This is a genomic window from Methylomarinovum caldicuralii (genome assembly GCF_033126985.1).
Taxonomy (GTDB): Bacteria; Pseudomonadota; Gammaproteobacteria; order Methylococcales; family Methylothermaceae; genus Methylohalobius; species Methylohalobius caldicuralii.
The window spans coordinates 1,694,651-1,713,107 of sequence record NZ_AP024714.1 but is presented as its reverse complement, the minus strand read 5'-3'; the positions used below and the strand labels follow the sequence as shown (position 1 = coordinate 1,713,107).

Here is an 18,457-nt window from a genome sequence, read left to right as displayed (position 1 = left end):
AGTAGCCTATACAATACACTCCCGCAGCGGGTGTAGTTCAATGGTAGAACCTCAGCTTCCCAAGCTGATGACGGGGGTTCGATTCCCCTCACCCGCTCCAGTCTCACCGCCCGATCCCGTAGTAGTGGAACCCCATCCCCCGCAGGATGGCCGGGTCGTAGATGTTCCTGCCGTCGAAGAGCACCGGCTGTTTCAGCTTTTCCCGCAGGGCGGGGAAATCGGGGCTGCGGAAGACGCGCCACTCGGTCACCACCGCCAGGGCGTCGGCCCCTTGCACCGCCTCCATGGGGGAGTCGGCCAGCACCAGATCCTCGCGTTCGCCGTAGATGCGGCGGGCCTCGTTCATGGCCACCGGGTCGTGGGCCTGCACCCGGGCACCCGCCTGCCATAGCTGCTCCATCAGCACCCGGCTCGGGGCCTCGCGCATGTCGTCGGTGTTGGGCTTGAAGGCCAGGCCCCAGAGGGCGATGGTCCTGCCCGCCAAATCGCCGTTGAAGTGGTCGCAGATCTTCTCGAACAGCCGGCGTTTCTGGCGCTCGTTGACCTGCTCCACCGCCTGCAGCAGGCAGGCCTCGTAGCCGGCTTCCCGGGCGGTGCGTTCCAGGGCTTTGACGTCCTTGGGAAAGCAGGAGCCGCCGTAACCGCAGCCGGGATAGATGAAGTGGTAGCCTATGCGGGGATCGGAGCCGATGCCGACGCGGACCTTCTCGATGTCGGCATCGAGCTTCTCCGCCAGATTGGCCAGTTCGTTCATGAAGCTGATCTTGGTGGCCAGCATGGCGTTGGCGGCGTACTTGGTCAGCTCCGCCGAGCGCACGTCCATGGCGATGAGGCGGTCGTGGTTGCGGTTGAAGGGGGCGTACAGCACCCGCAGCAGCTCGGCGGTGCGGGGGTTGTCGGTGCCGACGATGATGCGGTCCGGCTTCATGAAGTCGTCGATAGCGGCCCCTTCCTTGAGGAATTCGGGATTGGACACCACATCGAATTCCAGCACCTTGCCCCGCCGGGCCAGAATTTCCTGGATCCGGTCGCGGACCCGGTCGGCGGTGCCCACCGGCACGGTGGACTTGTTCACCACGATGCGGTAGTCGTCCATGTGCTCAGCGATGGTGGCGGCCACCGCCAGCACGTGGCGCAGGTCGGCGGAGCCATCCTCGTCCGGCGGGGTGCCGACGGCGATGAACTGGAACAGCCCGTGGGACACGGCCTCGGCCGGATCGGTGGTGAAGGACAGGCGTCCGGCGGCGGCATTGCGCGCCACCAGCTTGTCCAGATCCGGCTCGTAGATGGGGATCTCCCCGCGTTTGAGGCGGTCGATCTTGTCCCGGTCCACGTCCATGCACAGGACTTCGTTGCCGACTTCCGCCAGACAGGCGCCGGTGACCAGGCCCACGTAGCCGGTGCCGAAAATGGTGATTTTCAAAGCCTTACTCCATCATGCAGGTTCCGCCGCCGCAGGCGGGCATGCCACAGGTGCCGCCGCCGCAGGGCTCCGGATTCTTCAGACTGGCGCTGGAAACCACGTGGCCGCCGGTGATCAGCCGTTCCACGGGCGCATCACCCGGGGTGTCGCCGGGGTCGATGCCGGCCAGTTGGCACAGCTCGCCCCAGGTGCGCACGGTTTTGGCCATCGGATGGCGCACTTCCACGACCTTGCCGTTGGTTTTGCAAAGGTAATCGTAAGTGGGCATGATGTCCTCCTTGCTTCCAAGTATAGACGACCGAATACGATAACCCAATCAGGAGAGGGGAATGGAGCGTTTCGTGCTCGACACCAGCATTTTCACCAATCCGGACGTTTACAGCCAGTTCGGTGAAGAGCCGGATGTGGCGATGCTCGCCTTCCTCAGCCTGGCCAGGCGCACCGGCGCCAGATTCTACATGCCGACTTCGGTGTTTGGCGAGCTGCAGCTGATGCGGGAGAAGATCGGGGTCCCGCCGGAATTCGAGGCGGTGGTGCGGATCCGCTCGCCGCGGCGCTTCAATCTGACGATTCCGGCGGGGATTCTCTACGAATTCATCGACGAGGTGCGTCTGCGCATCGACCGGGGGCTGCGGATCGCCGAGGAACACGCCAAGCTGGTCAAGGACGGGGCCGAGCAGGAAGCGGTCGGCAAGGTCATCAACCGGCTGCGGGGGCGCTACCGGGAGGCGCTGCGCCAGGGCATCATCGACAGCCGCGAGGACATGGACGTGCTGCTTCTGGCCTACGAACTGGACGCGGTGTTGCTGTCGGCGGACGCGGGGCTGCGGACGTGGGCCGACAAGGTGGGGGTGATGATTGTCCGCCCGGAGCATCTGATGCCGGTGCTGGAAAAGCTGGTGGAATACCGCGAAAGCTGAGTCAGTCGAAGACCAGCCGGCCCGCCAGTAGATCCCCGAGCATGCCGGTCAGCGACGGGTAGATGCGGTCGAACGCCAGCAGCCAGTGATCGCCCTCGCGGCGCAGTTCACGCCGGCGGATCTGAACCTGGTGGCTGGCTCGCCTGAGGTGCTCGAACATCAGTTCGGCGTTTTCCCGCTCCCGGAACCGGCAGCGGAAAGTGGTATAGACGCGGTGTTCGCGGCGGAATTTGGCGACCGCCTGATGCAGCCCCTCGAGCAGGGCCGCCCCCAGGGCGCGTTCCAGCTCCGCATCCACGGGCAGGCCGTGTTCCTCCACGAACAGGCTCAGGCGCAGCAGGCGGTTGGTGACGTATTCCGCCGGCAGGTCGAGTAGGTTGTCGGCCGCCGCGCGCAGGTCGTCGATGTTGATGTTGCCGGTGACGTACTTGGCCCGGTGGTCGCGTGGCGAGTCCTCCTTGAACACCAGTCCCTCGCGCCATTCCTCGTGCAGACGCAGCATGATCTGGCGGATGCGCCCGACCTCGTGGGGATGGAAATAACCATGCAAAGGCACCGGCGGCAGGTTGAAGGTCTCGATCAGCCGCTGCTTGTCGCGGTAGGGCAGAAAGCCGGCCTGGTTCTTCCGCATCAGGTCGAAGACGAACAGTTCCACGTCCTCCTTGACGAAAGGAGGGCTGCTTTCCAGATAAGGGTTGTCCGGGCCGGCCACCTCGGCGCAGACGATCAGATCCGGGTGCCGCGCGAAGATCTCCAGCGGCATCAGGTCGGGCAGCCGGTCGGTGGTGAAGGGGCAGACGAAGCCGCCGCGGGAAAGGGCCAGAACCTGGTCGCCGATGCGGGCGATGCGGACGTTGAAGCCGTTGATCTTTTCCTCGGCCCAGAAGGGTGCCTGGAAATGGGCCTTGAGCCCGGCCTCGAGTGCCAGGACCCGGCCGATGTGGGGGTAGCCGTAGATCACCGTGTCGCCGAAGACCGCCGTGCCCCGGGGTATGTGGCGCCAGGCGTCACGGTAGTGACGATAGTCGATGTCCTTGAAGCGGCGCTCCAGGGCCTTACGCTGCTGCAACGCCTCGGGCAGCTGGTCGATGACCGTGACGGGGTTGGGAACCTGGCTCATGGGAATCCGGATTTGTCATGGGGGAGCGATGATTGTAGCCTTGTCCGATGCCTGACACCATGATTTGCCGTCCCGGCTGCGGGGCCTGCTGCATCGCCCCCTCCATCACTTCCCCCATTCCCGGCATGCCCGATGGCAAGCCCGCCGGTGTCCGCTGTATCCATCTAGGCGAAGATGACCGCTGCCGCCTGTTCGGCCGGCCCGAGCGGCCGGCGGTGTGCGAACGGTTTCAGGCCGAACCGGAAACCTGCGGGGAAAGCCGCGCCGAGGCGCTTGTCAGGCTGCAGCGGCTGGAGAAACTGACCCAATCGTGCCGCACGAGTCCCTGATCTAAGCAACGGGATAAGCTGCGCCCTTCAAGTCCGTGTGTCGCTGGCATCGGCCGCTCGGGTACAAGATAATAGTCTGGTTTGCAGACCGATAACGAAAAATGGGAGGAATCACATGGGTTTTTTGCAAGGCAAGCGTGCATTGATCGTGGGATTGGCCAGCAACCGTTCCATCGCCTGGGGCATCGCCCAGGCCATGCACCGGGAGGGAGCGGAGCTGGCCTTCACCTATCAGAACGACAAGCTCAAGGAGCGGGTGGAAAAGCTGGCGGGGGAATGCGGTTCCGATCTCACCGTTGCCTGTGATGTGAGCAGCGACGAGCAGATTCAGGGGGTGTTCGAATATCTCAAGCCCCACTGGGAGGACGGCCTCGACATCATCGTCCATTCGGTGGCCTACGCCCCCCGCCGCGCACTCGAAGGGGATTACCTGGAGTCGGTGGACCGGGAGGCCTTTGGCATCGCCCACGACATCAGTTCCTACAGCTTCGCCGCCCTGGCCAAGGCCGGCCGCGCCATGCTGCGTTCCGGCGGCGCGCTGCTGACCCTGAGCTACCTGGGGGCCGAACGGGTGATTCCCAATTACAACGTCATGGGAGTCGCCAAGGCCAGCCTGGAGGCGAACGTACGCTACATGGCCGCCTCCCTGGGGCCACAGGGAGTGCGGGTCAATGCCGTCTCCGCAGGGCCTATCCGGACCCTGGCGGCTTCCGGCATCAGCAATTTCCGGGAGATGCTCAGCAAGGCCGAAAACGCCTCGCCGCTGCGCCGCAACGTCACCATCGAGGAGGTCGGCAACGCCGCCGCCTTCCTGTGTTCCGATCTGGCCTCCGGGATCACGGGTGAGGTGGTGTATGTCGATGCCGGTTACAACATCATGGGGCTGGCGTTCGGGGCTTGACCGTATCACGCGCCTGGCGGTACCTGGCTTCGAACTGCGCCAGCGGCAGCGGCCTGCCGAACAGGTAACCCTGGCCTTCGTCGCAGCCGAACCGGCGCAGGCTTTCCCACTGGCTTCGGGTTTCGATGCCTTCTGCCAGCGTGGTCAGGCCGAGGCTGTGGCCCAGCTGGATGATCCCGTGGACGATGGCCTTGCTGCCGGCATCTTCCGGCATGGGGCGGACGAAACTCTGGTCGATCTTGAGAGTGTCGAGGGGAAAACGGCGCAGGTGGTTCAGGGACGAGTAGCCGGTGCCGAAGTCGTCGAGGGCAAGGCGGATGCCGAGGTCCTTCAGCTGCCGCAGGATGCGGATCGTATGGTCCACATCGAACATGGCGGCGGTTTCGGTGATTTCCAGTTCCAGTTTTCCCGGATCGACCGGATGGCGCTTCAGGGCGGCCTGCAGCAGTTCCGGCAGGCGCTGCTGATGGAACTGGTAGGCGGAAATGTTGATCGCCAGGCGCAGCCGGGCGAATTCGCTTTCCCGCCAGCGTTCCAGTTGGCACAGCGCCTGTTCCAGCAGCCATTGGGTGATCGGGCCGATGAGACCGGTTTCCTCGGCCAGGGGAATGAACCGCTCCGGGGGCAGCAGCCCGTGTTGGGGATGATGCCAGCGCAGGGTGATTTCGGCCCCCAGGAGGCCGCCGTCATCGAGGCGGACCTGGGGCTGGAAGTACAGTTCCAGCTCGTCGTATTCGACGGCGTGACGCAGATAGCCTTCCAGCGCCAGCGGCTGGCCAAGGGCGGGTTCCAGTTGCGGGCGGTAGCGACAGCAGGTGCCGCCGCCACGGCGCTGGGCCTGGCGCAGCGCCAGTTCTGCCGCCCGTATCAGGGCGGGCAGGGTTTGGCCGTCAGCGGGATAGCAGCTGATGCCGATGCTGACCGAAAGCCAGAATTCCCGGTGATCGACATGGACGGGGCGGTGGAGCGCCTCGATCAGGCGGCGGGCGGTCTGGGTGGCGGTGGCGCCTTCATGGAGCACCAGCGCGAAGGTATCGGTTTCCAGCTGGTAAAGACAGGCGTTCTTTTCCGGAACCGCCGCCGCCAGACGGTTCGCGACGGCCCTGAGCAGGCGGTCGCAGGCCGAGTGCCCCAGATTGCCGAGGAACAGGCGGAAACGGTCGATCTGAAGCAACAGGATGGCGGTCTGCCGCCGCCCTTGGAGCATCGGGCCGGTCCGGTGATAGAAGAGGCGCCGGTTCGGCAGGCCGGTGACGGGATCGTGATGGGCCTGCCACTCGAGCCTTCGCAGGGTCAGATGCGTCAGCATCGCGCGCGCCAGCGAGGCCAGGCAGAGCAGGACGAGCAAGGCGGTGGGCAAAGGATCGGCGTGACGCCAGAAAAGCGGCGCCAGTACCGACAACAGCCCGACGATCGCGATGTCCAGCGCGGTGGCCAAGCGGGCGAGCTGGTGGGACGAAAGGCGGACTCCCATGAATGCCTCTGCCGTATCGGGAACCCCATTCTAATCCAGCAGGCAGATTCAGGGGGGACAAAACCGCCGGCCCGGGGAGATCGGGATGCTATAATCGCCAGCTTGAATCTTGGGTCCGGGGATTCCGGTGTGTCGCCAACCGCATGTGAGGATAAGCAACGACCATGAAATGGCTTAATCTCGGTTTGATCCGTCTGTTCGAATTCATCACTTTGCTGCTGTATTCCTTCTTCGTCCTGACTTATTTCAGCGCTTTCCTGCTGTTGCCGCTGGACGCGGTGACTTTGCTGGTCAGGGCGTTGGGGCTGGTAGGGTTGCCGGCGCTGGCGAGCCTACCGGTCGCCGTCGCGGTGACGGCGTATCTGTGTTATCTGGTCTATCGCCTGCCCGGTCTGGTCCAGACCGTACTGAAAGGCGGCATGGAGCTGACCAATGCGGGCTATGCCCAGCTGCGTCAGCTCGAGGCGGTCGCTGCCCAGATCAACGGCAAGCCGGCCGGGGCTTCGGCGGCAGCTTGAGGTCATGATCCGCGGTTTTCTCGCCGCAGTTTTCCTGCTCCTGATGACGGCCGCTACGGCGGCCGTTTTTCAATGGCGTGATTCCCAGGGGCATTACCATTTCAGCGACCGCCCCCTGGCGGCGGACGCCAAGGCGCTGCAGTTGGAGCGCCTCCCCCGTTATCACCGGGTCGCCCACATTTACGATGGCGATACCGTCCGTCTTGCCGACGGGCGCAAGGTACGCCTCCTCAATATCAACACCCCGGAGATCGAAACCGAGCGCAAGCGCGGCGAGCCGGGCGGGGAGGAGGCGAAGCGGCAGCTGGAGGCCCTGCTCGAGGGGCAGCAGGTGCGGCTGGAGTATGACGTGGAACGGCGCGACAAATACGGGCGGACCCTGGCCTATCTGTTTCGCCGCGATGGTCTGCATGTGAACCTGAGGCTGGTCGCCCTGGGATGGGCGATCGCCAACATCCATCCGCCCAACCTCAAGTACGCCGCTGCGATTCTCGAAGATCAGCAGCAAGCGGAGCAGGCCCGGCGGGGAATCTGGGGGATGGCGGCCTATGCGCCCAAGCCGATCGAGGTCCTGCGCCGCAAGCGGTTGCACGGCTGGCAGCGGCTGGTGGGGGTGCCCAAGGCTGTGAAGCCGGGGCGCAAGTATGTCCGATTGTTGTTCGCCGCCGATCTCTATGTGACCATCCCCCGGGCCAATTTGCGCTGGTTTCCGCCCCTGGAATCCTATCTCGGCCACCGGGTCGAAGTGCGCGGCTGGCCGTCCAGGCGGGGGCGCCAGTACGCGATTCTGGTTCGCCATCCCAGCGCCCTGATCGTGCTGGACCGGTAGCAGGGCTTGACAGTGAAAACCGCTCCGGGAATAATATGCGCTTCCTTGCGACGGCTACGTAGCTCAGCTGGTTAGAGCACAGCACTCATAATGCTGGGGTCGGTGGTTCGAGTCCACCCGTAGCCACTCTCCCTTTCTTGTCCCTCTCCGCGCCGTCGGCGTCCTCATATAAACATTTTCTTATGCTAACTTTTCCACGCCGTGATTTGGTAAAGTGGGGGGCGGCCTTCATTTGTCGTACCTGATTTGGCACAATACGAAGAGCCCGTATTCCATAACAACCTAGAGAGTGGAGGAGCTATGCGCAGTTTATTCCAATTTTTCGTTGCCCTGATGCTGGGATTCGCTTCCCTGACGCCGGCTTTCGCCGATGGTGGTGGCGGCGGTGGCGGTGATTTCTGCCGCGTTCTTGTCGGTGACTTCACCCTGATGTTTTCCGCCTATCAACCCCAGCTGACCGGCGACCGGAAGTATTGTACCCAGCTGCCCGGCCTGGGCCGCACCAACCTGGTGTTCGACTATGAATCCAAGGAAGGGACCACCTCCGTCGGTGCGACGCGGGCGCTGGATCAGAAGATCAAGGAAATGAAGCTGACCTTCAAGGTGGTTCGCGAGTCCGACGGGACGGTGATCGCCGAGGTGCCGCCGAAAAAGATGCGCGGCGGCATCGTGGAAACCGTGGTGGATTTCGAGCAGCCGGGAAACTATGAGGTCGAGGTCAAGCTGGTCGATCCCAACGGCAAGGAATACGAAAACCATCTGGAATTGCTCGTGGGCGTCGACAGCGGTTCCCAGATGCGCCTTTACATGATCGTCGGCGTCGTGCTGCTGGCGCTCGTTTACATCCTGTACCTGTCCCACGCCGGTTTCCGCGCCAAAGTGGATGTGGTATTGGGCAAGTTCAAGAACTTCTGACGATAAAACCAACAACTCCATGCAGCGATACAGTATGACTTTGGCAGGGGGCGTTTTCGCCCTCTGCTTCTCTTTTGCCGTGACGGCGGACGTCTCATCGATGCCGGACGCCCATGCCAAACCCGCCCAGGCGGCGGCACCGGAACCCTTCTGTCCTCCCGAACGCCCCGTGCAGTGGCGTGACGCCCAGAAGATCGACGGGGTGGAAATCGAGGAAGAGCGCGTCTGTCTGCCGGACAATCCCTATGACATCGCTGCTTTCGTCAAGGGAACCAACAACATCTCCATGCCGACCCTGATGAAGACCCGGCTGGCGGCCGACAGCGTCATCAAGCGCAACGACCGCGACGGGGACGGGGATCCGGACGAGATCATCATCAAGCTGGAGGTCGCCGAACTCAACGGCGCCTCCCCCGATACCACCGAGCCGGTTCACAGCTTCGCCATCGCCCCCGGGATCAAGCCGGCCTTCTGGGTCTTCGCGCCCAAGGTGCGCGGCATGGCGACCAAGGACGCCCACAGTATCGAGGCCAATCCGTTGTTGCGCCCCCCGTCGCCGACGATCCGCGTGGAGCAGGGGGACACGATCAAGATCGTGCTCGAGAACACCCATTACTTTCCCCACACCATCCACCTCCACGGTGTGGATCATCCCTACGTCGACGCCAAGGGGGAAGGCAACGACGGTGTGCCCCAGACCAGCGAAGGGTTCGTCATTCCAGGGCAGGCACGGACCTACGACATCACCCCGCGCCAGCCGGGTACCTTCATCTATCACTGTCACGTCCAGACCCACACCCACCTGGCGATGGGGCTGATCGGCATGGTGGTGGTGGAAGAGAACCGCCCCGACAACTGGGTGCAGACCCTGAATGTCGGCGCCGGCAAGGTCCGCCATCCTTCCAAGGCGGTGCGGGAGGAATACGATCAGGAATACGATCTGGTCTATCAGGCGGTGGACAAGGAGTTGCACGGGATCGTGCAGTCCTCTAACGACCCGCGGGTCATCGCCAAGCGCATGAACCGCGAATATGACTTGACCGACGCCACCGAGGACTACTTCCTGCTCAACGGCCGTTCCTTCCCCTACACCTTGAGGGAATCCCTGCTGGTGGTCGAGCCGGATCAGAACATCAAACTCCGCATGCTCAACGCCCAGGGCGAGCTTCTGGCGGTGCATACCCACGGCCACAAGGCGACCATCACCCATTACGACGGCGTCGCCGTCAATCCCCAGGCCCGGATCACGCGGGACATCTTCGATCTCGCCCCAGCCCAGCGCGTCGATCTCAGGCTCACCACCACCGACGACGGCCTGCACAATTACGGTCAGGGAATCTGGGTGTTCCACGACCACGTCGAGCGCGGCATCACCACCGACGGCATGAACCCCGGCGGCAACATCAGCGCCATCGTTTACAAATCCTATCTGGGGCCGGGAGACGTTCCCAAGGTGCAGGGCGTCGATCTCAGCCGCTATTTCACTGAAGCCTTCCACCAGCGCAAACTGCCGGTTTGGCAGAACATCGACGCGTGGGACAGCCTGGGCGATCCCGAAGCCCGCAGTCAGGAAACGGCCCAACCACCGGAGGCCGGGGAGGAAGCCTCTCCGTGGGGGCGTTTTTGGATCGGCCTGTTGATCGGCCTTCTCGCCTACGTGCTGTTTTCCAATCGCGAACGTGCCCGTGAGCTGTTCTGCCGCTATGTTCTGGAGAAATCATAAGATGAAACGGACTGGCCTCTGGATCTTGTGGGGGGTGCTGCTGTCTCTGCCCGCTTGGGCGGCGAAGATGCCGATGATGAACCACGGCCGCATGCTCATGGACATGGGCGGCAAGATGGTGATGGGGCAGAACACCGACCAGCTGCCGCCGGGTTGCCGCCGGATTTCGGAGGACGTGAAACTGACCGTCCATGCCGGCCACAAGTATTCGCGCGACTTCCCCGGCACCATGTTCGGTTACGACCGGCGCAAGTGGCAGGTCGAGCCCTGCGCCCGGGTCACCGTCACCCTGGTCAACGAGGACCATATCCGCCATCAGTGGATGCTCCACGGCCTGCCCGAGGAAGTCTATCCCCGCGGCATGTTCCACCTGGAGGTGACCGGTCCCGGCGAGGTGACCGGAACCTTCATCGCCCCGGCTGAAGACCGGACCTATCTGGTCCATTGCGACATCACCCAACACACCGAGAAAGGCATGAAGGCCGAGCTGGTGGTCGGTGAGGGCAGTGGTGACCTGCCCGGAATCGCCGGCATCACTCCGCCGGCGGTCGTCTATCCGGATCATGGCGAGGCGGGCGGGCCGGTGGCGGCGGACGCTGGGGCACCGACGCCGGAGTCCGGCCGCCGCCCCCTGCTGTCGGGCCTGCTGGTTCTCGGTTTGGTGCTGGCGATGCTCGGCGCCCCCTATCTGTTCGACTGGGTGGGACGGCGTTTCTTCGGCATGAGCGGCCGGGAGCTGAACGCCTATCTGTTCGAACGGATCATGGCGCTCTTCTGCCGGTTGATCAGGCTGATCCGGTCGTTGACGGCCGCAGGTTCGACCAGCTGAACCTTTCTCTTCCGGACGGTGAAACAAAAGCCCTCCTCTGCGAGGGCTTTTTTGACGGGCGCATGATCGAATCCTTTCCCCTGTTGGCGCTGTTCGCCAGCGCCTTCGTGTCGGCCACGCTGGCGCCGGGCGGCTCGGAGGCGTTGCTGGCCTGGTGGGTGCTGCAGACGCCGGAAGCGGCGCTGCCGTTGTGGTTCAGCGCGACCCTGGGAAACACGTTGGGGGCGATGACGACCTGGTGGTTGGGCTGGATGCTGGCGAGGGGATGGTCGCCGCAGCGGCTTCTGGCCCGCAAGGTGCCGGAAGCGGCATTGGTAAAGGTGCGTCGTTACGGCCTGCCGGTGCTGTTGTTGTCGTGGCTGCCACTGATCGGTGACGGGCTGTGCCTTGCGGCCGGCTGGCTGCGTCTGCCGTGGCTGCCCGGTCTGATACTGATCGCCGTCGGCAAGGGGGTGCGGTATGCGGCTTTGGTCTGGTGGCTGGGATGAGGCCGTCCCTGGCCTTGGAGTGTCATCGATAGAGCGCGTAGGCGCCGAAACGCATCTGATGGGGGCGACCCAGTTTCTCCTTGAGGAAGTCGATCTGGAACAGGGGGGTCAATTCCTTGCCGTCCCAGCGGTAGGCTTTGACGAACTGTTCGTTGTCCTTGCCTTTCTTGTCCCACTTCGACAGCAGCGATGAGCTGAAATAGACCCGCTTGCCGTCCCAGCTCTGGGACACCATGTTCACCTGGCTGCCGATCTTTTTCTGATAGATCTGCTTGGGGTGGAAGGGGTCGGAGATGTCGAACAGGCGGGCGTTGCCGTCCATGAAGGTGGTCACCCACAGGCGCCGGTCATCGCTTTCGATGGAAATGTCCACCGGCAGGGGGATCTTGGCGGGATCGCCGATGTCCGCCACCGCCTGGGCGTGCCATTTCCCCTGGTCGTCCAGATACACCAGCCAGATCTTGGCGGTCAGGGCGGTGCTGGTGAAGCAGTAGTTGTGGTTCGGCTCCCAGGCGCAGCGGATTTCCAGGGGGGAACCCGGTACGTCGAAGATCAGCTTCGGTTTGCGGTCGTGCAGATCCCACAGCACCATGGTTTTGCCGAATTCCTGCATCGCCTGCTTGTCCTGCATCAGCTCCCCCAGATCGCGCATGTAGTTGCGGTGACCGGTGAATGAGGAGGTCAGCATGATGTCGAGGCGGGGCAGGGCGCGGACGTCGTAGCCGTAGCCGTCGGCATACTTGCCGGTCTTGACGGCGCCCTGCAGGTTGTCGTCGGTGGGCATCCAGTAGGTGGCGACGTACTGGCCGTCGTTGGTGTATTCCACCAGGGCGGTGCGGCCGCCGTAATCCTTGTCGTTGGACAGCCCGCTGATGATCATGCGGCCAGGCAGGGCGTAGGTGGTGTGGGGGCCGACCACGCCGCCGCTTTTCTCCACGAAGTCGTCGATCACCTTAACCAGCTTCGGCCTGGCGGGATTGGTATGGACGTCGAAGATGAAGATCTTGCTGGTGTCCAGGCCGCCGGCCCACAAATAATTGCGGTCGTCGGTGAAGCCGGAGTGGTGGGCCTCGTGACGGCCGCCCACGGAGACGGTGTGGATGACCTTGCCGAAGGTCTTGGATTTGGGATTGGCGTCGATGGTGACGAGCTTGTCCGAGCCGTCTCCCAGCCCCTCGATGCCCAGGGTCCAGACGTAGATGAAATCCTCTTGGCCGACGATCTTGGGCATGTAGGGGGACAGCGGCGTTTCATCGGCGCTGGCGGGGAGGGCGGCGGCCAGAAGGCTCAGGCTCAGCAGTAACATTCGGATCATGGCATACCTCTTCGAGAGGGCGGGCAGTGCCCGCCCGATAGTTATTTTTCTTCGATGGCAAGTGCGCCGGAGGGGCACAGGCTGACCACCCGGCGGATTTCCGCCTCCGCGGCGGCCTCGGCGTCGATCTTGAACTGGCCGTCCTCGACCTTGAACACCTGTGGCAGTTCCTTCACGCAGATGCCGGCGTGGCAGCAGCGTTCCTCGTCCCAGTGGATCTTCATGGCTCAGCCCTCCGCCGTGGTGGGGTCGATCTTCGTCTTCACCTCGCTGATGCGGTCGGCGGGAAAGCCGCCCTTGGCCGCGTGCTCGCGCACGGCTTCTTCATTGGGAGCGATATAGACGCAATAGATCTTGTCCTGGGTGACATAGCTTTCCACCCATTGGATCTGGGGTCCCATTTCCCGCAGGATGCCGCAGGACTTCTGCGAGATGGCGGTCAGCTCCTCCGGCGACAGGTTGCCGGCGCCGGGGATCTCCCGTTCGATGACGTACTTGGGCATGGTGCTTCTCCTTTCAGGTTTCACTTGACGCAGGGTGAAGGCCGGTCCTCGGACCGGCCGCCTCTCCGGGCAACAGTTCCCGGAAAATCTGATTCATGAAGCGTTCCAGGGGGGCGTTGCTGCGTTCGACCTTCATCCGCAGCAACGCCCCCTGCCAGTTGTCGACGATGCAGTCGGCCAGTTCCTCCGCCGTCCGGTCCCGGCGGACGAAGCCGGCCGCCTGGGCCTGGGCCAGCATCGCGGCGATCTTGTCGCGGTAACGGTGGAGGGCGCGCCGCAGCGCCTGGCGGCACAGCTCACTGGTGTCTCCCACCTCCCCCATCAGATTGCCCAGCAGGCAACCGCCTTTGAAATCGTTGCCCTGGAGTTCTTCGATCAGGGCGCGGAAGTAGTCTTGCAGCGCCTGGAGCGGCGTGGCCGCGTTCTGGCCGAGGTGGTGATCCAGTTGCTGGATGAAAGGCTCGATGTAATGTTCGATCACCGCCGCGCTGAAGGCCTCCTTGCTGGGAAAATAGTTGTAGAAGGAGCCTTTGGGAATCCCGGCCCGGGAGAGGATCTCCTGCAGGCCGGTGCCGTGATAGCCCCGGGCCAGCAGCAGCCGCAGGCCTTCGTCGAGCAGTTGGCGTTTTTTGGCCTCTTTGTGCGTTGTCGCCTTCATGGGGAAAATAATACGACCGGTCGTCTCGAAACACAAGCAAAAGAAAAGGGGGCATCGCCCCCTTTGTCAGTCTTCCGCTGCCACGTGCACCCATTCCGGGGCCGAGAGCCATTGTCTGAGGGCGGCCGGCAGGGTCTGCAGGCGCTGCCATTGCAGAAGCAGCCAGCCGGCGCCGAACAGGGCCACCGCATCCACCAGACAGTACCAGGCGGCGACGCCGCTGGGCGGGTTTCCCTGGGGCAGCGACAGCACCGGATCGATGGGCACCCAGGTCCAGGTTTTCAGGGCGGTGCCGATCAGCTCCAGATGGGTGGTGACGAAGAAAGCCGCCAGGTAGACCAGCGGCGCCCGGCCCCACAGCACACAGGGAACATAGACCAGAAACAGCAGCATGCCGACCCAGTCGCCCCGTTCGGCGAAGGTCACCCCCCACAACGACCACAACCCCATGACCAGCAGCACTCCCCAGGTGACCGGTTTCTGCCACAGCTGGAACAGCGGGGAGCGGGCCATGGCCACGGCGGTCAGATAGACCATGCCGTGCCCCGGGGGAATGTATGCGGGGATGTTGTGGAAGTAGTAAATGTAGCCGTGCATCATGCCGGAGGCGAAGTGTTCGCCGGCGGTGGCGAAGGCGACCGCGATCAGCACCTGCAGCCGCACCAGATTGCTTTCCCACAGCAGCAGGCCGATGAGGACGACCCAGGCGCATTTTCCTAGGGCGTTCTGCAGCTCGAGGTCGTGAAACGAATCCAGATAGAGACAGCCGGCAATGCCGGCGAAAGTGATGGCGGTGATGATGAGGTCGTGGATGCTGTTTCTGGCGGCCTGAAGAAACATCGGTTCTCCCGCGCGTTGCTCGGATCCAAAGTAAACTACACCGGAATCGGGCCGGGCTCAAGCCCTGCTGGCCAAGGCAACGGCGAGGCGGTATCCTTCCCTCTTCCCAAGGGGAGAGAAACTTGCCGCCACGGCCGGCGTCGAAATAAAGATAAGGTCGAAGACTGGAGTGAGGAATCATGTTCGAGAAACTGGTGCGCAACAAATACTCGATGTTGTTGCTGGCGATCTATATCGTCGCCCTTTACGTCATCCTGAACAAGGCCATCGTGCCGTTCGTCTTCAAGACGCTCGAGGCGGACTTTTTCACCGGCGATCCCTCCAAATCGGGGCAGGTGACCGAAGTGCACGACAACCGTACCGCCATGGCGCTGTTGCAGTGCAACCGCTACGTCCGCGAGCGCTTCGACGACAAGGCCGATTTGACCTTCGAAAACAAGGATTACCATTCCTGGGACATCGGCTTCGGCCGTTTCCTGGTCAAATCCAGCGTGGATGTGACCGAGCCGGGTGAGGCGATGGTGCGCAAGAACTACGTATGCGAGATCAAGCACACCGGCGGCGACCTGGCGGACCAGGATAACTGGAAGCTGACGGGGCTGGCGCTGAACGACGTGAAACAGCCGTAAGCGCCGGGCATTGACCTGTCCCCCGATGGGGGTTAGGGTTTAACGGCCGGGATCTGCCCGGCCTCGTTGTTTTTGTTGGGTCCATGAACAGCCAGTTCAGCAACATTTATCTGGTCGGTCCGATGGGGGCCGGCAAGACCACCGTCGGCCGTTTGCTGGCGCGGGAGCTGGAAAAACAGTTTTATGACAGCGACCGGGAGATCGAAACCCGCACCGGCGTGGACATTCCGACCATTTTCGAATACGAAGGCGAGGAAGGCTTCAGGCGCCGGGAAGCGGAGGTGCTGCACGATTTGGTGGCGTTGGAAGACATCGTGCTGGCCACCGGCGGGGGGATTATCCTGCGCGAGGAAAACCGGCGGCTGTTGCGGGATCACGGTTTCGTCGTTTACTTGTATTGCCCGGTGGCAAAGCAGGTGGAACGCACCGCCCGTGACACCCACCGGCCGCTGCTGCAGACCGCGGATCCGAAAAAACGCCTGACGGAGCTGCTGGCGGTGCGGGCGCCGCTGTACGAATCCATCGCCGATTACACCATCAACACCGGCGAATGCGCCAGCCGTCAGGCGGTCAAGAAAATCATCCAGGCTTACAGGAATTCATGAAAACGCTGACCATCGATCTGGGGGAACGCGGCTATCCCATACACATCGGCACCGGCCTGCTTTCCCAGTGGGATCTGTTCACCCCGCATATCGGCGGCGAGCAGGTCATGGTGGTGACCAACGACGTCGTCGGTCCCCTGTATCTGGAGCGGTTGCTCGCCACGCTCGGGTTGCCGGACGAAGCCGCCCTGGTGCTGCCCGACGGGGAACGCTGCAAGACCCTGGAAACCGTCAACCGCATCTTCGATGCCCTGCTGGAGCGTCGCTACAGCCGCAACGCCACCCTGGTCGCCCTGGGGGGCGGGGTGATCGGCGACATCGTCGGTTTCGCCGCCGCCTGTTATCAGCGCGGAATCGACTTCATCCAGGTGCCGACCACCCTGCTGGCCCAGGTGGATTCCTCCGTCGGCGGCAAGACCGGTGTCAACCACCCGCTGGGAAAGAACATGATCGGGGCCTTTCACCAGCCCCGGGCGGTCATCGCCGACATCGCCACCCTCGACACCCTGCCCGAGCGGGAACTTCAGGCCGGGATCGCCGAAGTGATCAAATACGGTCTGATCCGTGACGCCCCGTTCTTCGCCTGGCTGGAGGCGCACATCGAGGCGCTGCGGCAACGCGATCCCGATGCCCTGGCCTATGCGGTCGAGCGTTCCTGCCGCAACAAGGCGGAAGTGGTGGCGGCCGATGAGCGTGAAGGGGGTCTCAGGGCCATTCTCAATTTCGGTCATACCTTCGGCCATGCCATCGAGGCGGGGATGGGGTACGGGCGTTACCTGCACGGGGAGGCGGTCGCCATCGGCATGTGCCAGGCGGCGGATCTGTCCGCCCGCCTCGGCCTGCTGTCCCGCCGCGACGTGCAGCGGATCGAGTCCCTGCTGGCGCGGGCGGGGCTTCCCACCGTACCGCCCGCGGCGATGGACGCAGAGGCGTTTCTGCGCCACATGGCGGTGGACAAGAAGAACCGCGACGGCCAAATCCGTCTGATTCTGCTGGAGGAAATCGGTCGCGCCACCCTTCCCCGTCCGGTCCCCCGGGAATCACTGGAAGCGACTTTGCATGAGTACGGCAGAAGCGGTGCTTGAAACGGCTCCCGAGCGCTCCCGGACAGGGTTCGATTTCCTGTCTTCCGAACGGCAGCAGAAGTTCGATCTGCTGCTGCACCTGCTGGCCAATCTGCCGCGCCCGCTGCTGGTGTCCGGGCCCGAAGGGATCGGCAAATCCACTTTTTTGCGGTTGTTGCAGCAGGCCACGCAGGATGGATGGCGGATCTGCCGCCTGCAAGGCGGGGAGGATCTGAGTTTCGAAGGAGTGCAGCGGCAGCTGGCCGAGTGCCTGGGGCTGGCGAATGCCGGTGAACTGGACCGGGCCCTGGCGCAGCGCGAGGCCGGCGGGGAGCTGGTCATCCTCGCCATCGACGATGGCGGCGATCTGTTGCCCGGCGTGCTCGACGCCGTCTGCCGGCTGGCGGTACACCATCCAGCCTTGCGGGTCGTCGTCACCCTGCGGCCGGACGATCTGCACGTCAAGACCGTCACCGACGCCTGGGCCATCGAGGAAGGGCAGGTGATCGAACTGCCGCCGCTGGACCTGCCCCGGACGCGGGACTACGTCCTGGCCCTGGGAGCCCGTGCCGGGCAGGGGACGGTGGACGAGGCCCTGGTCCGGGAGATCTACCACCGCAGTCACGGCATTCCCGCCCGCATCCGCGAGCAAACCCAGGCGCATATCGGCAAGCCGCCGTTGCGCTGGCATCAGGCACTGGCCAAGCCGGTTTACATCGCCCTGGCGCTGCTCATCGCCGTGGCCGCCGCCCTGACCTACTGGCAGCAGCGTTCAGGCGGGGCAAAGACGCAGGCGGATGCGTCGGCCGCCGTGGCGGTCGAACCCGTTGCAAAACCGCCGCCGGTGGCTGCAGAACCCCAGCTTGTCGCCGGCGCAACCGAACCGCAGGTTTCCGAACTTGCACCGCAGCCCCCGGCGCCGCCGCCTTCTCCGGAGGAGGCGGTGACAGAACCGGTGGCCGAAAGCCCCGCGCTGGATGCAGCGCCCGCAGCGGAACCGGTGGCGGAGACCGCCGCGGCCGAGGCGCAGCCGCTGACACCGGCGGAAATCCTCGTCAGCCTCGGCGTCCACACGAGCGACTGGCTGCTGCAGCAGCCCGGGCAATATTTCACCTTGCAGATCGCCGCCTTCGACAAACTGGAGGAGCTTGCCGGCTTCGTGCGCGAACATTCAGCCTTGCAGCCGCTGGCATATTACCGCAAACAGCGCCGGGGGCGTGCCTGGTATCCGCTGCTCTACGGCGTGTTCCCGACTCTGGAAGCCGCCCGTCAGGCCCAGACGAAACTGCCGCCGGGTCTCAGGAAGCCCTGGCTGCGGCGCCTGCGTTCGGTGCAGAAGGAAATCCGCGCTCTCCAATCTCCTTAAATTAAACC

At 63.7% G+C, this 18,457-nt stretch carries 22 protein-coding genes and 2 tRNA genes; 15 read left to right on the top strand and 9 right to left on the bottom strand.

The genetic code is table 11. The features are described 5' to 3' along the window. The first annotated feature begins 26 nt into the window (after window positions 1-26). Window positions 27-100, top strand: a tRNA-Gly gene (locus MCIT9_RS08740). A 3-nt stretch (window positions 101-103) separates the two neighbouring features. On the opposite strand, the gene MCIT9_RS08735 is transcribed toward MCIT9_RS08740, so the two are convergent. After that, window positions 104-1,423 carry a UDP-glucose dehydrogenase family protein gene (locus MCIT9_RS08735; protein ID WP_317704514.1) on the bottom strand — a complete coding sequence of 440 codons (1,320 nt, stop codon included), beginning with the start codon at window positions 1,421-1,423 and terminating at the stop codon, window positions 104-106. A 4-nt stretch (window positions 1,424-1,427) separates the two neighbouring features. Continuing rightward, a complete protein-coding gene (locus MCIT9_RS08730; protein ID WP_317704513.1) occupies window positions 1,428-1,691 on the bottom strand; it encodes a zinc ribbon domain-containing protein in 264 nt (87 codons plus the stop codon). A 61-nt stretch (window positions 1,692-1,752) separates the two neighbouring features. On the opposite strand from MCIT9_RS08730, the gene MCIT9_RS08725 reads away from it, so the two are divergent. Continuing rightward, entirely contained in the window at window positions 1,753-2,343 is a 591-nt protein-coding gene (locus tag MCIT9_RS08725) for an RNA ligase partner protein (protein ID WP_317704512.1), read from the top strand. A 1-nt stretch (window position 2,344) separates the two neighbouring features. On the opposite strand, the gene MCIT9_RS08720 is transcribed toward MCIT9_RS08725, so the two are convergent. Then, a complete protein-coding gene (locus MCIT9_RS08720) occupies window positions 2,345-3,463 on the bottom strand; it encodes an RNA ligase (RefSeq protein WP_317704511.1) in 1,119 nt (372 codons plus the stop codon). A gap of 47 nt (window positions 3,464-3,510) precedes the next feature. On the opposite strand from MCIT9_RS08720, the gene MCIT9_RS08715 reads away from it, so the two are divergent. Together MCIT9_RS08715 and MCIT9_RS08710 are read left to right on the top strand one after the other, a co-directional pair. Then, a complete protein-coding gene (locus MCIT9_RS08715) occupies window positions 3,511-3,792 on the top strand; it encodes a YkgJ family cysteine cluster protein (protein ID WP_317704510.1) in 282 nt (93 codons plus the stop codon). A 115-nt stretch (window positions 3,793-3,907) separates the two neighbouring features. After that, entirely contained in the window at window positions 3,908-4,693 is a 786-nt protein-coding gene (locus MCIT9_RS08710; RefSeq protein ID WP_317704509.1) for an enoyl-ACP reductase FabI, read from the top strand. Here the strand turns inward: MCIT9_RS08710 and MCIT9_RS08705 are convergent. After that, a complete protein-coding gene (locus tag MCIT9_RS08705; protein WP_317704508.1) occupies window positions 4,668-6,167 on the bottom strand; it encodes a putative bifunctional diguanylate cyclase/phosphodiesterase in 1,500 nt (499 codons plus the stop codon). The genes MCIT9_RS08710 and MCIT9_RS08705 overlap by 26 nt on opposite strands. A gap of 164 nt (window positions 6,168-6,331) precedes the next feature. Between MCIT9_RS08705 and MCIT9_RS08700 the strand changes: the two genes are divergently transcribed. From MCIT9_RS08700 to MCIT9_RS08670, 7 genes are all read left to right on the top strand, one after another. Next, a complete protein-coding gene (locus MCIT9_RS08700; protein ID WP_317704507.1) occupies window positions 6,332-6,685 on the top strand; it encodes a hypothetical protein in 354 nt (117 codons plus the stop codon). A 43-nt stretch (window positions 6,686-6,728) separates the two neighbouring features. Continuing rightward, entirely contained in the window at window positions 6,729-7,514 is a 786-nt protein-coding gene (locus MCIT9_RS08695) for a thermonuclease family protein (RefSeq protein ID WP_422880175.1), read from the top strand. 52 nt (window positions 7,515-7,566) lie between these two features. After that, window positions 7,567-7,640 (top strand) — tRNA-Met (locus tag MCIT9_RS08690). A gap of 174 nt (window positions 7,641-7,814) precedes the next feature. After that, entirely contained in the window at window positions 7,815-8,429 is a 615-nt protein-coding gene (locus tag MCIT9_RS08685) for a hypothetical protein (RefSeq protein WP_317704505.1), read from the top strand. Window positions 8,430-8,508: 79 nt separating this feature from the next. After that, on the top strand, window positions 8,509-10,152 hold the full coding sequence (locus MCIT9_RS08680) for a multicopper oxidase domain-containing protein (RefSeq protein ID WP_422880174.1): 1,644 nt from the start codon (window positions 8,509-8,511) through the stop codon (window positions 10,150-10,152). A 1-nt stretch (window position 10,153) separates the two neighbouring features. Beyond that, window positions 10,154-10,981, top strand: coding sequence for a multicopper oxidase domain-containing protein (locus MCIT9_RS08675; protein ID WP_317704503.1), 828 nt, complete (start codon window positions 10,154-10,156; stop codon window positions 10,979-10,981). A gap of 62 nt (window positions 10,982-11,043) precedes the next feature. Next, complete coding sequence (locus MCIT9_RS08670; RefSeq protein WP_317704502.1) at window positions 11,044-11,469, top strand: YqaA family protein; 426 nt, start codon at window positions 11,044-11,046, stop codon at window positions 11,467-11,469. Window positions 11,470-11,491: 22 nt separating this feature from the next. Here the strand turns inward: MCIT9_RS08670 and mtoX are convergent, their stop codons facing one another. The 5 genes from mtoX to MCIT9_RS08645 all read right to left on the bottom strand — a co-directional run bounded on the left by mtoX (window position 11,492) and on the right by MCIT9_RS08645 (window position 14,785). Continuing rightward, entirely contained in the window at window positions 11,492-12,784 is a 1,293-nt protein-coding gene (gene mtoX, locus MCIT9_RS08665) for a methanethiol oxidase (protein WP_317704501.1), read from the bottom strand. A 41-nt stretch (window positions 12,785-12,825) separates the two neighbouring features. Beyond that, window positions 12,826-13,008, bottom strand: a complete 183-nt coding sequence (locus MCIT9_RS08660; RefSeq protein WP_317704500.1) for a (4Fe-4S)-binding protein — start codon at window positions 13,006-13,008, stop codon at window positions 12,826-12,828. Between the two features lie 3 nt (window positions 13,009-13,011). Further along, window positions 13,012-13,287, bottom strand: a complete 276-nt coding sequence (locus MCIT9_RS08655; protein WP_317704499.1) for a DUF4242 domain-containing protein — start codon at window positions 13,285-13,287, stop codon at window positions 13,012-13,014. A gap of 13 nt (window positions 13,288-13,300) precedes the next feature. Next, a complete protein-coding gene (locus MCIT9_RS08650; RefSeq protein ID WP_317704498.1) occupies window positions 13,301-13,945 on the bottom strand; it encodes a TetR family transcriptional regulator C-terminal domain-containing protein in 645 nt (214 codons plus the stop codon). Between the two features lie 66 nt (window positions 13,946-14,011). Beyond that, on the bottom strand, window positions 14,012-14,785 hold the full coding sequence (locus tag MCIT9_RS08645; protein WP_317704497.1) for a hypothetical protein: 774 nt from the start codon (window positions 14,783-14,785) through the stop codon (window positions 14,012-14,014). 179 nt (window positions 14,786-14,964) lie between these two features. Here MCIT9_RS08645 and MCIT9_RS08640 point away from each other — a divergent pair, with 179 nt between their 5' ends. From MCIT9_RS08640 to MCIT9_RS08625, 4 genes are all read left to right on the top strand, one after another. Continuing rightward, window positions 14,965-15,414, top strand: a complete 450-nt coding sequence (locus MCIT9_RS08640; protein WP_317704496.1) for a hypothetical protein — start codon at window positions 14,965-14,967, stop codon at window positions 15,412-15,414. Window positions 15,415-15,497: 83 nt separating this feature from the next. Further along, window positions 15,498-16,019: a shikimate kinase AroK gene (gene aroK / locus MCIT9_RS08635; RefSeq protein WP_317704495.1), complete on the top strand. Its 522-nt coding sequence runs from the start codon at window positions 15,498-15,500 to the stop codon at window positions 16,017-16,019. Beyond that, complete coding sequence (gene aroB / locus MCIT9_RS08630; RefSeq protein ID WP_317704494.1) at window positions 16,016-17,104, top strand: 3-dehydroquinate synthase; 1,089 nt, start codon at window positions 16,016-16,018, stop codon at window positions 17,102-17,104. Before aroK ends, aroB begins: the two co-directional genes overlap by 4 nt. Then, window positions 17,079-18,449 carry an SPOR domain-containing protein gene (locus tag MCIT9_RS08625; protein WP_317704493.1) on the top strand — a complete coding sequence of 457 codons (1,371 nt, stop codon included), beginning with the start codon at window positions 17,079-17,081 and terminating at the stop codon, window positions 18,447-18,449. The genes aroB and MCIT9_RS08625 overlap by 26 nt, the downstream gene beginning before the upstream one ends. The last annotated feature ends 8 nt before the right edge of the window (window positions 18,450-18,457 follow it).

Bases quoted from the DNA above. Each gene is read 5' to 3' on its own strand.
- MCIT9_RS08730 (WP_317704513.1), bottom strand. From the start codon at position 1,691: ATGCCCACTTACGATTACCTTTGCAAAACCAACGGCAAGGTCGTGGAA.
- MCIT9_RS08725 (WP_317704512.1), top strand. From the start codon at position 1,753: ATGGAGCGTTTCGTGCTCGACACCAGCATTTTCACCAATCCGGACGTT.
- MCIT9_RS08720 (WP_317704511.1), bottom strand. From the start codon at position 3,463: ATGAGCCAGGTTCCCAACCCCGTCACGGTCATCGACCAGCTGCCCGAG.
- MCIT9_RS08715 (WP_317704510.1), top strand. From the start codon at position 3,511: ATGCCTGACACCATGATTTGCCGTCCCGGCTGCGGGGCCTGCTGCATC.
- MCIT9_RS08710 (WP_317704509.1), top strand. From the start codon at position 3,908: ATGGGTTTTTTGCAAGGCAAGCGTGCATTGATCGTGGGATTGGCCAGC.
- MCIT9_RS08705 (WP_317704508.1), bottom strand. From the start codon at position 6,167: ATGGGAGTCCGCCTTTCGTCCCACCAGCTCGCCCGCTTGGCCACCGCG.
- MCIT9_RS08700 (WP_317704507.1), top strand. From the start codon at position 6,332: ATGAAATGGCTTAATCTCGGTTTGATCCGTCTGTTCGAATTCATCACT.
- MCIT9_RS08695 (WP_422880175.1), top strand. From the start codon at position 6,729: ATGACGGCCGCTACGGCGGCCGTTTTTCAATGGCGTGATTCCCAGGGG.
- MCIT9_RS08685 (WP_317704505.1), top strand. From the start codon at position 7,815: ATGCGCAGTTTATTCCAATTTTTCGTTGCCCTGATGCTGGGATTCGCT.
- MCIT9_RS08675 (WP_317704503.1), top strand. From the start codon at position 10,154: ATGAAACGGACTGGCCTCTGGATCTTGTGGGGGGTGCTGCTGTCTCTG.
- MCIT9_RS08670 (WP_317704502.1), top strand. From the start codon at position 11,044: ATGATCGAATCCTTTCCCCTGTTGGCGCTGTTCGCCAGCGCCTTCGTG.
- mtoX (WP_317704501.1), bottom strand. From the start codon at position 12,784: ATGATCCGAATGTTACTGCTGAGCCTGAGCCTTCTGGCCGCCGCCCTC.
- MCIT9_RS08660 (WP_317704500.1), bottom strand. From the start codon at position 13,008: ATGAAGATCCACTGGGACGAGGAACGCTGCTGCCACGCCGGCATCTGC.
- MCIT9_RS08655 (WP_317704499.1), bottom strand. From the start codon at position 13,287: ATGCCCAAGTACGTCATCGAACGGGAGATCCCCGGCGCCGGCAACCTG.
- MCIT9_RS08650 (WP_317704498.1), bottom strand. From the start codon at position 13,945: ATGAAGGCGACAACGCACAAAGAGGCCAAAAAACGCCAACTGCTCGAC.
- MCIT9_RS08645 (WP_317704497.1), bottom strand. From the start codon at position 14,785: ATGTTTCTTCAGGCCGCCAGAAACAGCATCCACGACCTCATCATCACC.
- MCIT9_RS08640 (WP_317704496.1), top strand. From the start codon at position 14,965: ATGTTCGAGAAACTGGTGCGCAACAAATACTCGATGTTGTTGCTGGCG.
- aroK (WP_317704495.1), top strand. From the start codon at position 15,498: ATGAACAGCCAGTTCAGCAACATTTATCTGGTCGGTCCGATGGGGGCC.
- aroB (WP_317704494.1), top strand. From the start codon at position 16,016: ATGAAAACGCTGACCATCGATCTGGGGGAACGCGGCTATCCCATACAC.
- MCIT9_RS08625 (WP_317704493.1), top strand. From the start codon at position 17,079: ATGAGTACGGCAGAAGCGGTGCTTGAAACGGCTCCCGAGCGCTCCCGG.